At 42.2% G+C, this 13,564-nt stretch carries 11 protein-coding genes and 4 tRNA genes; 9 read left to right on the top strand and 6 right to left on the bottom strand.

Translation table 11 applies throughout. The features are described from left to right. The first annotated feature begins 3 nt into the window (after nt 1-3). The 5 genes from N483_RS20175 to N483_RS20155 all read left to right on the top strand — a co-directional run bounded on the left by N483_RS20175 (nt 4) and on the right by N483_RS20155 (nt 1,333). Nucleotides 4-79 (top strand) — tRNA-Phe (locus tag N483_RS20175). 12 nt (nt 80-91) lie between these two features. Continuing rightward, nucleotides 92-167: transfer RNA gene (locus N483_RS20170), tRNA-Thr, on the top strand. 263 nt (nt 168-430) lie between these two features. After that, a tRNA-Phe gene (locus N483_RS20165) sits at nt 431-506 on the top strand. A 12-nt stretch (nt 507-518) separates the two neighbouring features. Continuing rightward, nucleotides 519-594 (top strand) — tRNA-Thr (locus N483_RS20160). A 298-nt stretch (nt 595-892) separates the two neighbouring features. Further along, a complete protein-coding gene (locus N483_RS20155) occupies nt 893-1,333 on the top strand; it encodes a MarR family winged helix-turn-helix transcriptional regulator (protein WP_023398491.1) in 441 nt (146 codons plus the stop codon). 139 nt (nt 1,334-1,472) lie between these two features. Here the strand turns inward: N483_RS20155 and N483_RS20150 are convergent, their stop codons facing one another. The 3 genes from N483_RS20150 to N483_RS20140 form a co-directional block, all read right to left on the bottom strand. Then, nucleotides 1,473-1,841: a VOC family protein gene (locus tag N483_RS20150; RefSeq protein WP_023398492.1), complete on the bottom strand. Its 369-nt coding sequence runs from the start codon at nt 1,839-1,841 to the stop codon at nt 1,473-1,475. A 38-nt stretch (nt 1,842-1,879) separates the two neighbouring features. Next, nucleotides 1,880-2,197 carry a DUF1330 domain-containing protein gene (locus N483_RS20145; protein WP_023398493.1) on the bottom strand — a complete coding sequence of 106 codons (318 nt, stop codon included), beginning with the start codon at nt 2,195-2,197 and terminating at the stop codon, nt 1,880-1,882. Between the two features lie 154 nt (nt 2,198-2,351). Continuing rightward, a complete protein-coding gene (locus N483_RS20140; RefSeq protein WP_023398494.1) occupies nt 2,352-3,218 on the bottom strand; it encodes an MBL fold metallo-hydrolase in 867 nt (288 codons plus the stop codon). A gap of 401 nt (nt 3,219-3,619) precedes the next feature. Between N483_RS20140 and N483_RS26695 the strand changes: the two genes are divergently transcribed. Further along, complete coding sequence (locus N483_RS26695) at nt 3,620-3,883, top strand: DUF1289 domain-containing protein (RefSeq protein ID WP_080672569.1); 264 nt, start codon at nt 3,620-3,622, stop codon at nt 3,881-3,883. Here the strand turns inward: N483_RS26695 and N483_RS20135 are convergent. Then, on the bottom strand, nt 3,867-4,547 hold the full coding sequence (locus N483_RS20135; RefSeq protein ID WP_023398496.1) for a hypothetical protein: 681 nt from the start codon (nt 4,545-4,547) through the stop codon (nt 3,867-3,869). The two genes, N483_RS26695 and N483_RS20135, sit on opposite strands and share 17 nt — an antisense overlap. A 160-nt stretch (nt 4,548-4,707) precedes the next feature. Between N483_RS20135 and N483_RS20130 the strand changes: the two genes are divergently transcribed. The 3 genes from N483_RS20130 to N483_RS20120 are packed head-to-tail and all read left to right on the top strand — an operon-like array spanning nt 4,708 to nt 9,790. After that, nucleotides 4,708-4,911: a DUF3283 family protein gene (locus N483_RS20130; protein ID WP_023398497.1), complete on the top strand. Its 204-nt coding sequence runs from the start codon at nt 4,708-4,710 to the stop codon at nt 4,909-4,911. A 2-nt stretch (nt 4,912-4,913) separates the two neighbouring features. Next, nucleotides 4,914-5,339, top strand: coding sequence for a GNAT family N-acetyltransferase (locus N483_RS20125; protein ID WP_023398498.1), 426 nt, complete (start codon nt 4,914-4,916; stop codon nt 5,337-5,339). After that, a complete protein-coding gene (locus N483_RS20120) occupies nt 5,336-9,790 on the top strand; it encodes an EAL domain-containing protein (RefSeq protein WP_023398499.1) in 4,455 nt (1,484 codons plus the stop codon). Before N483_RS20125 ends, N483_RS20120 begins: the two co-directional genes overlap by 4 nt. Here N483_RS20120 and N483_RS20115 read toward each other — a convergent pair. Beyond that, the gene (locus N483_RS20115; protein ID WP_023398500.1) at nt 9,787-10,734 is read right to left on the bottom strand and encodes an ion transporter; all 948 of its coding nucleotides are present in this window, start codon (nt 10,732-10,734) and stop codon (nt 9,787-9,789) included. The genes N483_RS20120 and N483_RS20115 overlap by 4 nt on opposite strands. Before the next feature lie 12 nt (nt 10,735-10,746). After that, nucleotides 10,747-13,425, bottom strand: coding sequence for a bifunctional acetate--CoA ligase family protein/GNAT family N-acetyltransferase (locus N483_RS20110; protein ID WP_023398501.1), 2,679 nt, complete (start codon nt 13,423-13,425; stop codon nt 10,747-10,749). Nucleotides 13,426-13,564 lie beyond the last annotated feature (139 nt).

Below are 13,564 nucleotides of genomic sequence, written 5' to 3'. Positions count from 1 at the left end.
TTTGCCCAGATAGCTCAGTCGGTAGAGCAGAGGATTGAAAATCCTCGTGTCGGTGGTTCGATTCCGCCTCTGGGCACCATTATTTGAGTGTGCCGACTTAGCTCAGTTGGTAGAGCAACTGACTTGTAATCAGTAGGTCATCCGTTCGACTCGGATAGTCGGCACCAATTATTTATATTAGCATTGCAGATGGTTTACGTTATTAAGCCGTTTGGAATTGTATTAAAAATCCCCAGTGAGTTTTTAATACGCACAGAAAATTATTTTTCCATATAGCTCATTCGGTAGAGCCCTTTGGAATCGTATTGAAAATCCTCAGTGAGTTTTGATACACAAGAAAATTTATTTGCCCAGATAGCTCATTCGGTAGAGCTCTTTGGAATAGTATTGAAAATCCCTAGTGAGTTTTGATACACAAGAAAATTTATTTGCCCAGATAGCTCAGTCGGTAGAGCAGAGGATTGAAAATCCTCGTGTCGGTGGTTCGATTCCGCCTCTGGGCACCATTCTTTTTGAGTGCCGACTTAGCTCAGTTGGTAGAGCAACTGACTTGTAATCAGTAGGTCATCCGTTCGACTCGGATAGTCGGCACCATCTTCTTACCCTCTCATCAATTTTAGCTAATTCTATAATAGAAACCTTTCTTAATGCCTGTTGTTATTTGATGGCTTTTAAATGATTAGAACATCTCTTTTCCATTTGTTAGGATTAATAGATGCGGGTAGAACTCACCTTCCTAGACGTCAGTTAGTAAAACATTCACTTATTTGTTCTACATCTGTATTTTCACCATGGTAAAGGTGCTTTGTGAACAATCACGGAGCAGACCTAATATCACGAAATTTCATTGTAGAAGTGTAGAATTGAAGGCAAATAGTTAAAAGTAAAGTCTATGTCGATAAAACCAGAAGAATATGTTGTTGATGCATGGATAGCATTGCTGCGAGCGAAAGAGCATTCCCTCAATCATGTAGAAAAGTCTTTTAAGGAAAATGGCTTACCCCCATTTTTTTGGTACGATGTCTTGTGGGAGTTGGACAAAGCCGGCGAAAAAGGACTCAGACCCTTTGAAATTGAACAAGGGATGTTGCTGCCGCAATATGGACTATCTCGGCTTTTGGCTAGAATGGAAAAAGCTAGTTACGTTGAAAGAGTGCCATCACCAAAGGATGGCCGAGGTCATCAGGTTATCATCACAAAGCTAGGTAAAGAGGTTCGTAAAGATATGTGGGAAGTTTATGCAAATGGCATTCAGTCTACTATCGGTGAAAACTTTAATGAACAAGAGTGCAGAACAATCCAAACGCTTTTAACTCGGCTTTATCGCCAATAAGATCCATTGTGTACAGTTGTTAGTTGAGTTAACTAAGTTGCGTAGGTCAAAGAAAAATGGCGTGCTCAATTACAAGAGTTAGGTGACACCACAAAGGATATATTGTTGTGTCAGCTAAGCTAGCTCTACGTCCCCTATGCTATACCATGCAGAAAAAGTTGAGCTTATTGCCATCTAAATCACGGAAGTAAGCGCCATAGAAGTGATCTCCTCTGGGCCCTGGCGCCCCTTCATTGGTTGCTCCCAACTCTAACGCTTTCGCGTACAACATATCTACTTGTTGCGGGTTTTCAACAGCAAGTGCGATCATAACGCCATTTCCAATGGTGGCTGTGTTACCGTCAAAAGGTTTGGCAATGGAAAACTTTGGTTTTTCTGGATCTATTGACCAAGAAATAAAGGTCTCGAATTCCATAAACCTTGTTGCACCAATCTTCGCCAGTAATTCATCATAAAATTTGGCCCCTTTTTGCAAATCATTTGTGCCGAGTGTTACATATCCAATCATGTTTTTACCTCAATTTAGAATTTATCATTTGTATCTAACTATTTGTTTGAAAAGCCAATGGTAAAATTTGGTTTGAGAATGTTAGTACGCATTTCGATGATCTCTTGATATTCAGTGCAATTCCAAAAGTCTTCGAGATGTTGGCGAGAGGGAAATTGGATCATGCTCAACCCAGTTTCAGCGGGCCAGCAGCCCTCGAAAGTTGAGATGCTCGAAGCGTTTGCTCCTGCAATGATCAACTCACCACCAAACTTCTTTAAAATAACATCAGCTATTCGAGCATAAGTGCCAAACCCCTTCATATTTTCTGACTGACTAAAACTGAACAGCAGGTAAGCCGCTTTATTTTTTAACATCGGAGTGTCCTCATTTTTAGAAAAAGTGCCGTTCTCACAGATAAATCTGAAGAACTAGTACCACTGAAGGTAATGCCATTCAAAGTTATGTGAACAAGCATCGGTGACAAATAGATCAACATTTTCAATGGTTGTTTATGTGTTGATATGTGATTTATCCACCGTGGAAAACTGAATACACCATACGCTCTACATGTTGTGGTAGGTCATTGTAGTTTCGTAGGTCTTTGTATTTTGGAAGTTTCACTTGCTTTGGTAGCGTATTGGCTATATCCATAGTCGCGATAGCATCTTTTTTCATCGCTTCTTGTACGGCCGGCTCCACTGCATTAAATAGGTCATTGTAAAAATCAGCTGCTACTTGCAGGTGTTTGGGGTCCATGCTTTTTGAATGAGCTGTAATTGCGAATTTAGGCTCAAAGGAAACCAATGCGTTGAGCAGTTTTCGGCCACCTAAGTAATTAGTATCTGCAATGAATGCTCCTTGGGTAATGGCGTCAACTTCATACAAGTCAGCCGAATAAACAACCTGCTCATTTGGCAAGTGTATAGCAATCATGCCTACCCCATCAGCAGCACCAAAGTGTAATAGGTTGATAGTTGTTTCCCCTACCACCAGGTTCGTGTTGTCGCCAACATAATGATGCACTGTTTTGGGAGCTTGTCCTGTCACATCCAAGCGGAAAATTGAGTTTGTAGCTTGATGTGCATAGATTTCCGCATTGGGAAATACTTCTGTGCCGCCTACGTGATCATAATGTTCGTGTGACAGTACGATTTTTGTTACTGGTAATGGAGTTAACTTTGAGATAGTCGACTTGAGCAAGATCGCACGTTGTGTATTAGCAGGATCTGTGATCAGTACTCCCTTGTCGCCTATTATAATTAACGATTGATAATGGAACAGAAAAACTGAATAAACGTTATCTGATAACTTTTGAACGCTCGCTTCTTTTGCAGATATCTGCAAAGCGTAAGACAAAGTAAACAGAGCAAACATAATTTGAGCCACGTATTTCATGATAAATCCTCGAAAAGTTGCATCTACACCAGCTAAATTTGGGAAATAGATGCAAGTGCATGTAAAGCTGGAATGTACATGCAGGTGCATCTATTTGCAAGTGAAAAAGAAAATAGACAAGCATCAAATGACGCTTAAATCCGAGTTGAGTACCAGTAAATATATGTTTGAGCAAAAAAATCGGAGTCGAAATGGGGCGAAATTGATTTTTTAAATGGTACTGCACATACTCTGAATCAGGTATGGCTTGCTTTACATAGCAAGAAATCTATTAAAGTGCGTCTGAACGCTGTCGTGGGCGGTTTACTAAAATTCAACTAGTATTTTATTAAGTGCTCGAGTTAGGTAGTATCAGATCATTGTGGGCGTTAAATGCACAGGATTGATCTTTGACCCTTAGTATGGAACAAATTGAGATATTTACGATCCCTAGTCCGTGTAAAGGGATCTGTGAAGTTAATAATCGCGGTTACTGTAAAGGGTGCTTTCGCAGCCGGGAAGAGCGTTTTTGCTGGAACCAGATGACAGAGCATCAAAAAAGAATAGTTGTGGATTTATGTCAACGGCGCAAAAAGCGCATTATGGCAAAGAAGAATGCTCAACAGCTTGATAACTCGGCTGAACCACAAGATAAGCAAGATGATTTGTTTAAATTCGATATTTAGCCTTGAGCACCTCAATAACCCCCTTTTTCTCTAGTTTTTCTAATGTATTCTTTAATTTAGGGATCAGTGCTTTATGTTTTTGGTGAAGGTAGTGGAAGCTATCTATGGTCATAAGGTCATCAATTTTAAGTGTATCAATATCCATATATGGCAAGTGTTCTCTTAGGTGAAAGTCAACAATAAGTGCTCCTTGCACTTTTTTTTGCATCAGTAAGTTGAGCTGAGCAGCACTGCTTTTAACTTCAATGAGTTCGCCTTTATAACTTTGTTCCATCATGTACTGATAAACGACTAAATAGCCACTTTGTACCACCATAGATTCTATCTGATTGAATGAGCAAGTTGTACAATGGCTTATTAGCTGTAGATTGAAGGAGTAAAGTGGAAAGTCTACGTACAACAAGTTGGCATAACTATCTGTTACGCCAGCGATCCGCCCGAGCTGTCCATCCAGCTCACCTTCGTTGGCTGCGATCAACGCACTTTGTCTGTCAAAATCAATTAATTCTAGCTTATGGCCTATGTCTTTATACGCCAAACTCAAAAGTTCTATTACATAGCGAGCTTGTGGGGTATCTGCAGGGCGATTGAAGTAAAGTGTTTGTGCGTGAGACAAAGTGCATTGCGATAATAAAAGTATCCATAATATTTTGATATTTCCCACATATTTCCCCTAAAATGCAGTTTTCATTGAGCGTCTTGCTTCGGTCCAATAAAAGTCGAATTGATTACCCTGCAACAATTAACTTTGTAATTCAAGACTGCCGCTGTCTAGTACATATATGATACACTGTTTTTATAATTTTCAATAATTGTACAGTACGATGTCATATAACCTGTGTAACCTCTCCCGAGCCGAAAAGTATCAAGTTCAACTGGAATATGAAGCGTCTTTTTGGGCGTATCAGATTAAACGCGGCAAGAATACGCGAGAAGCAATTTATGATGCTATCAATAGTCGCCCTTTATCGGAACGTGACACACTAAAGGCGAAATTTGAGCAATACTTGGGACTTATGTTAGTTTAGTTATGCAGTTGAGTTGTTATCGTTTGCCTGAAATTCAAACGCCATTGGTTAATAAGTTTTATCAGGCTAACAGAGTACGTGGAAGGGCAACCAAACAAGACACGGTATGGGTTACTAAATCATCAGAGTTGATTGCAGCCTGTAGAATTCAACAGGTGGAACAATATGCTTTTTTGTCTACCGTTTTTGTCGCTTCAGCTTATCGAGGACAAGGTGTTGCGAAGCGCTTGCTGCTCTGTGCGATTGAATCGCAAGAATGTGTTTACACCTTTGCCTATCGCACTGTTGCACCTTTGTACTCACAACTCAATTTTGTTGAAATTGATCAACTGACTTTACCTACAGTCTTGCAGGAAAAGTTTGTGAATTACACGAATCAAGGCAGAGAAATTATCGCAATGTGTTTTCAAAGGACTGTTCACACATGAAGTATATCGTCACTTTTTTGATTATCATTTTTAGCGCAGTGTGTACCGCACAAGTATCTCGCATTTCTCCCGCAGAAGGTTTATCACAAAGCTATGTTAATACGCTGCTCTTTGATAAAAAGGGCTATTTGTGGCTGTCTACTGAAGGGGGGTTAAATCGCTATGATGGTTATCAGGTGCTTGAAGTCATGGGCCCAAATAAAGCCCTTGATAAAATGCAAATCGACCGGATTTATCAAGACCCAACAGGTAAAATTTGGATAGCCTCGGGCCGAGCTGGGTTATTTAGCTATCACCCAGAAAAAGATCATTATAGACAGTATATAAAAGCGCCAGCTTCTGAACTTGACTACATCCAAAATAGTGTTTTTCAAATGCTTGAAAAAGGCCCTAATGAATTGTGGCTGGGGCGCACTAAGAATGTATCAGTATTGAACAAAGAAACGGGAGAGATCACCGAAGTCATCCCTATTCCTGGTATGACCGAGCGCAGTCTTGTGCGCGGGCTATTGCAGTTTGAAGATATTTTGTATATTGCAACGACCGAACAATTATTTGCCTACCATATTCCAAGTGCAAGGCTAAAGCCACTAACACATATCGATGATCCTGAGCACCCATTTCAGCTCAATACTAAATCACTATTATTACTGGATGACTCAACTTTGCTTGTCGGTGCAGTTCTTGGTTTATACGAATTGGATATAGGTGAGCTACAAAGAGATTTTGAGGCAACACCAGCATATAAAACGGTACTGGAAGAGTTTAATATTTGGCATATGTTAAAGCAGCAAGCATATCTATTGCTTGGTACAGACAAAGGATTAATGCGTTTTGACCCTCAAACAGGCCTTATTGAACCGGATAAACGTCTGACGCAAAGTCGATTTTCGATATCAGATAGCAGCATTATTCATTTAAATGAAGACCAAAATGGTGGAGTCTGGGCTGCTACCCGTACTGATGGCGCATTTTATTTGCCGCCAGATAATCATATTTTTGATAACGTACAAAATGATTCGATTTATGGTGAGTTTTCTCATGGTGCAGTGTGGGGAATTGTGGAGTTTCAAGGGTATATTTGGGCTGCCACAAGAGATGGTTTAACGCGATATGATCCGCAAACACGAGAAGCAACACCACTCCTTCAAGGCTATATGGGCGAGAGCTTTTTACCCGAATTCTCGATATTTGAATTGTTCCCATACCAAGATAAATTGTGGCTTATCAGTAACCGAGGTCTGTTTGTTTTTGATCCCAAAACAGAGACTGTTTCGCGTCCAAGTGCACAAAACCTAGAGTCAACGGAAGTGCTAGCAGGGTTTGTTAAAGGCGCCGTGTTAGTTGAGCCTGGATTGCTTTATTTTGTCGATGGGAATTCAGGCTTTTATTTGTTCAATATGAATAATGGTATTTTAGAGCCTCTGGGGTCGAGCTTTGCGCAGTTTGATCCCTTCTTAAGCTATGGTTTTTTCGAACCGCTTTCAAGTCACCCATCTGAGCCGGTGTTTTATAGCGAGGGGCGGCTATTTAGATACAATCATACACTGCACAAGTTGACTCAGATCTATCAGGTACCAAAAGCGCACAAACAGTCGGCTGTTGATCTGCTAAGTTATACCATTGATAAAAATAACGTGCTTTGGCTATCATTTGCTACTCATGGGCTAGTTCGACTGACTGCTGATGGGTATAAACCACTGCCACTGCCTGCTGACTCACTGTCGGTGACCAATTTCATCTTATATGAAATGCAACAAGATAAAGCTGGTATGATTTGGATGTCCTCTCATCAAGGGATATGGCGGCTAGATCCTGATAATTTTCATCTCCAAGGGTTTACCATCAATGATGGCTTGATGAGCAATGAATTTAATAGTGGCTCATCGGCAAAATTAGCGAATGGTCATATTGCTTATGGTTCATTGCAGGGGATCACGATATTTGATCCCGAAGTTAACCGCCCTAATCGTCCTCTTTTGACCCGTGTCAATATTACCAATGTCGATTTAATGTCACGAGATCTCAAACCCGCAGGATTAAAATCGTTTTCTTCCATTGATTTGAATCACGATGATATTGGGTTGGAAGTGTCATTTTCTGCAATGGCTTTTACTGCGCAAGAACGCATTGTTTATGAATACCAGCTTTCCGGCGAACAAAGAATTTTAAGTCGCAATAGTAACCGTGTTGTATTCCCAAAACTAAACCCTGGTTCTTACCGTCTCAAAGTGTGGGCTAAAGATCCACTGACAGGTGATTATACTCAGCCAGCGGAGCTTAATATTCGCGTTAAATATCCAATTTGGCGTTCACCGGTGGCGCTAGCCTGTTACTTAATATTAGCCAGTGGTCTATTCGCTCTATGGGTGCATAGGAAAAATAGAGTCGCGCAATTACTAATGGAGGCCCATAAGGAGACCAGAAATAGTGAAACGCGCCTTAAAATGGCATTAGAAGGCAGTAACTCAGGTGTATGGGATTGGCAATCTGGTTCAAATTTGGTCTACCAGCCCAGACTGGTAAATGAACTTGGATACAAAAACGACTACATCAATCTAGATGACTATTTAGAATTGATCCACCCACAAGATCGTGCGCTTTTTCGAATCGAGTGGCTAGAGTTTGTCTCTACCGCGAAGGGCTATATTGATTGCACATACCGTCTTAGAAATCGCGTAGGACAATGGCGTTGGTACAAAGATTACGGCAAAGTTATGGCGTGGCGAGAGGCTGTTCCTATGCGCGTTGCTGGTACTTACACAAACTTAACTCGCGAACGGGTATTTGAAGAGCGTGCAGCACTCTTTGGCGAGGCGTTCGAGCAAACCCGAGACTGGGTTATGATTTTCGATAAGCGTTTTCGTATATTAGCATGCAACAAAGCGCTTCAGGATGCGTTTTCCGTCGAAGCCAATCCTTTATCCAGTACCAGTGTGAGTCTAGGTTTAGAGCGTCATGTCAGGATGCATTATCTGCGCACCATGAGTAAGTTGTCTGAAGAAGAGTATCATAGTGCTGAAGAGGTTTTACGCTTGCCGAGCGGTGAGGTAAGGCATGTACTGGTCAAGATCACAGCAACATTGGGGCAAAATTATATCATTGTCCTCACTGACATCAGCAAACAGAAGCGCACAGAAAAAGAGCTTTACCAATTAGCCAATTATGATGCACTGACTAAACTGCCCAACAAAGTGTTATTTATGGACAGGGTGCAACATGGAATAGAGCAAATCGGAGGGGCGGATCACTCCTTGGCAATATTGGCGATAAAATTTGGAAGACTGCAGCGTTTGGCTGATACATTTGGTGAGGACTTTGTATTAGCCATTATTCAACAGGCTGCGACAACACTGCAATGTTGTTTTAGAGAAGTTGATAGTTTAGCAATTGGCCAAGAAAAAGACTTTTATATCTTGATGGAGCACTTGGACTCAGTTGATGCTGTGACCCAGTACGTACATTGCCTGATGGCTCGGTTTGAAGAGGGTATTCGAGTCCATGAACAGGAAGTTGATATAGATGTATTTGTCGGAATTGCACTCTTTCCGAATGACGCATCAGATGCTTTTGAGCTCAACCAGGCAGCAGAAATTGCGCTAAGCCATGCTAAAAAGAGTCCAATTAGTTACTTTCAATATTACCACCAAGATATCAATCAACAAGCAAAACGGCATATTGAAATCGAGCGGCGCTTAAACGCAATCCACAAAGATGAATTGTTGTGCAATTATTATCAGCCGATACTCAATGCGACCCGAGGTCATATCGAAGGTTTTGAAGTGTTGTTGCACTGGCCCGATGATAGCAGTGTGAGTGCACAAGAGTTTTCGACGGCTGCTGAGAAAACAGGGTTGGGTATTGATTTGATATTGCAAACGATAGAACGGGCTTTGATAGAGCTAAAAGTGTGGCATTTAACTTGGCCAGATCTCTATATATCCGTCAATCTATCGGCGCAGGCTTTGCACTATGATGGTTTGGTCCAGCAGGTGCAGCATGCACTTGAGAAAACCAATTTACCCGCGAGTTGTTTGGTGTTCGAAATATCGGAATCGGTGATGATGGAAAATGTCGCCGACTCCATTGAGCGTATGCACTTGCTCAAAACACTTGGTTGTCGTTTATATATGGATGACTTTGGTACTGGGTACTCTTCTTTGATGTATCTTACCCAATTCCCGGTGAGTACCTTGAAGATTGATGGTGGATTCATCGTCGATATTGGTAAAAACAAGGATCACGAGAGCATTATTCACTCCACCTTGTCTCTTGCGCATAGCTTGGGCAAGTACTGCGTTGCACAAGATGTAGAAAACATCGAGCAATTGAGGTTTCTCCGCATGCTAGGCTGTGAGCGTTTTCAAGGCTTTTTATTTAGTCCGCCTTTACCTGGCGATATGATCGCACATTTAATGGAGAACACTTGGCAAGAAATGTTTGATAGTTAGAGCTTTTCTCCGCAGTGTCTACAGTAAAGACTGTGGGAGCGCTCAGAGGTCATCAACTTAATCGCTTGATGAGCCTCTGTTGCGCTAAGGCCCAACTCCACTCGCAGAGCTTCGAGATGCTCTGCTTCTGCGTCATCGAGCTTTCCGTCAACCAAGGCGTGTAATACGGCTTCATGAAATGCATCGCGGCGCTTGCGCAGCTGGTCAGCAAAACTTGATGCGAGCAGTCCGGTTGGGATCGCAACCATGCCCATACTGAGCAAAGTAATCACTCCGCCAAAAAATCGCCCAAGAGGCGTAATGGGCACTACATCTCCATAACCAACGGTGGTCAACGTCGCCATAGCCCACCACATTGCAGCTGGAATTGATCCAAATTTTTCAGGTTGGACATCATGCTCAATTAAGTAAATACCGCACGACGCGACGATCAGTACTAATGACATAATAAAAAATGCTGCCATGAGTGAGCTGGCTTCTTCCTTAAAAGCAGCTAAAAGTAGTTGCATAGCACGTGAGTAGCGTGTGAGCTTAAAAATGCGCATCAACCGTACTACACGCAAGAACCGTAGATCGAAAGTAAAAAACACCATGAGTAAAGTCGGCAATATGGCGACTAAGTCTATGACAGCCAAAGGAGAGCGAATATAGCGTAAGCGAATTATAAAGTGACTTTTTGTATCATCTTTGAAATTGAGTTTATCAACACAGCACCACAGTCGAAGCAAATATTCAACACAAAAAATGCTCACGGAGATGACCTCAATATAAAAAAACGCGAGGTAATACTGTTTAGCGAGTTCAGGCACTGACTCTAGAACGATAGCGACCACATTAAAAATAATGAGTGCGATTAAAAAAATATCTAAGCTGTGGGCTATTTTCCGATATTTTCCACTGCCTTCTAGTATTGCTGCCGTTTTTTGTCTCAGTGTTAAACTCATGCTTTTCAATCACTAACTGTTATTTTGAAGTGGTAAAGTCATAATAGCTGCACCTTCTTCAAAGTCTCGTTTCACATTGAAGCCAAGGTGCTTGGCCAAATTGATCATGCCAGTATTTTCAAATAGTGTGATCCCCTCAATACTTTCGACCCCTTTTTCTCTACAGTAATCTATCGCCGCATTCATCAATAATTTACCTAAACCAAGGCCTTGTGAATCAGAGCGTACAATGACAGAAAATTCAGCTTGGATATTATCTGGATCCATTAAAACCCTAGAAACACCTAGCGTACGAAATGCGCTTTTATAGCGCTCGCTAATGATAAAGGCCATTTCGCGGTCGTAGTCTATTTGTGTCATTTTCGCGAGCTGGTCGTGAGTAAATTGGGGTAATTGACCAAAAAAACGATTGTATCTGTCCTCTTTGGTGAGCGATTGGTCAAACTCTTGATGATTGCGTTCATCCTCTGGCTTAATCGGTCTAAGAGTCACTTCTTGGCCATTCTTTAGTGTTAATACTCGCTCTAACTCTTTGGGGTATGGCTTAATTGCTAAACGCTTGCGGTGTGCTTTGGGCTGATAAGGCGAGAGTCCTATCTGGGCATCCAGCACTAGAAATTGACCTGAGCTTGCCAAAATAGGGTTGAGCTCCAGATTTTGAATATCCGGTTGCTCAACAATCATTTGCGACACTCTAGTGAGAAGGGCACATAAGCGATACTTGTCGACTTTGTCGGGCAGTGTGCGCTCTTTTAACACACCTTTATCATGGGCTGCGGCGATTAAGTATTTTGCTAGATTCATGTTTAATGGCGGGAGCGCGACGGCAGCTTGAGAGAAGTTCAACCCTGTTCCCGCTTCACCTAACAAGATAACAGGCCCTACATCAGGCTCTGTTTTTATTGCAATGCGCAGTTCCTGAGTGCCAGCTCTGGATGCCATTTTTTGTAGAGAAAACCCTTCAATCTCAGCGTCTGGGTAGGTTTTTTTGATCCGCAGTAGCATTGAAAAAGCAGTTTGCTCGACTTCATTACCATCATTCAAATTGAGTACGACACCGCCCACTTCAGATTTAGAAGGGATAGCGGAGCTGATCAGTTTTAATGCAACGGGGAATCCTATCTCTTCAGCTTGCTCTTTTGCTTCGCTGGGCGTAAGTGCAACTTCGGTATGAATACAATCAATGCCATAGCAAGAGAGGATCTGGCTAGCCGAGTGGGTCGATAGATATCGATGGTTGGTACGCAAATACCCATTGATTTGCAGCTTAGCTGCCTTACTATTGATAAGTTCATCTTGGATGATAGATTCAGGTGTTTGGGTCAAATGCTTTTGGTTTCTGCGATACGTAATTAGATGCATAAATGCACTAACCGCGCCCTCAGGGGTGCGATAGGTCGGTATGTTACTCAGTACACAAATATCTCTTGCTGAGCGGGCGGCTTCCTCGCCCATAAAGTTAGTCATGACAAAGGGCCTTGCCATTTTGGGAATTTTTTCGAGTGTTTGAGCAATGATTTTGGCATAGGCCGAGCTTGGCGCAAGTGCTGACGGTGTATGAATAATCAATAAGTTCTTCACCTCATCAGCCTTTAAAAGCACTTCTAACGCACGCTGATACCGTTTAGGTGACGAGTCACCAAAAATGTCGACTGGGTTGTCCGTTTGCGAGGATTGAGGCACGATCTCATTGAGAGCGCCGATAGTTTTTTCACTGAGTTTAGCGAGCTTTCCTGATCGCATTAACAGGGTGTCAACGGCCATGATCCCCGGACCGCCGCCATTTGTTAGTATGGTGAGTTGCTCCACCTTAAGCAATTTTGGATGCAACGCGAGTGTTTGAGTGGCCGCAAATAGCTCTCTTAAATCATTTACTCTAAGCATGCCTGCACGTTGAAACATCGCGTCGTACACTGCGTCATCGGAAGTTTTCCCTCCGGTATGATGATAGGCGGCTCGGGCGCCAGCGATTGTGCGGCCTGTTTTTATGGCGATGACGGGTTTGTTAAAAGCGGCTGCTCGTGCGGCGGATATAAATCTGCGCACGTCTTTGATATTGTCTATGTAAAGTAAAATCGCTGATGTTTTGCTGTCTCTTGCCAAGTAATCGAGCAGTTCGTCGAAATCAATGTCGAGGCAATCCCCTACAGAAATAAAGTGAGAAAAGCCAATGTGTTTTGTTTGAGCCCAATCTAAAATCGTTGAGCAAACCGCAGCTGATTGAGATACAAAAGCGAGTTTACCAGGTGAGGCGACAGTATGAGAAAAGCTTGCATTGAGTCCGATGTGCGGCAGGATCAACCCTAAACTGTTACTTCCCAAAAGTGTCACTTCAGCCTGCTGCGCGGCACTGTACAACGTGTGTTTTTCGGAATTACTTAAACCAGCAGCAACGATAATGGCATGTTTACAACCTCTGGTGCCTAGCTCTTGAATTAGTTTACATAGCGTATTTTTGTTAGTGCAAATTATGGCTAAGTCAGGTATGCAGGGTAGGCACTCGATATCTTGATAGGCGAGTACGCCATGCACCGCAGTATATTTTGGGGTGACTGGCATAATTGGCCCTTTAAAGCCACCTTGTAATAGGTTTTTCATTACGACATTACCAGCACGATTTGGGTTGTTGGAAGCACCAATAACAGCCACTGATTTAGGGTTAAAAAACTGGCCTATACGTCTCACACTCATGCGTACTCCTTTGATTTACCAATACCAAATTATGTGCCGGATCATGACTGTAACATGTTTGGATGAGATTTCGAGCAGATAAGTGTTTTACTTTGATCTCAAAAGCACTTTTGCGAAAAACAAAAGCGCTTTTGAGGTT

Source organism: Pseudoalteromonas luteoviolacea NCIMB 1944, from assembly GCF_001625565.1.
Classification (GTDB): domain Bacteria; phylum Pseudomonadota; class Gammaproteobacteria; order Enterobacterales; family Alteromonadaceae; genus Pseudoalteromonas; species Pseudoalteromonas luteoviolacea_F.
Note: the sequence above shows the minus strand (reverse complement) of the source record. Positions and strands in the feature narration are given on the sequence as shown.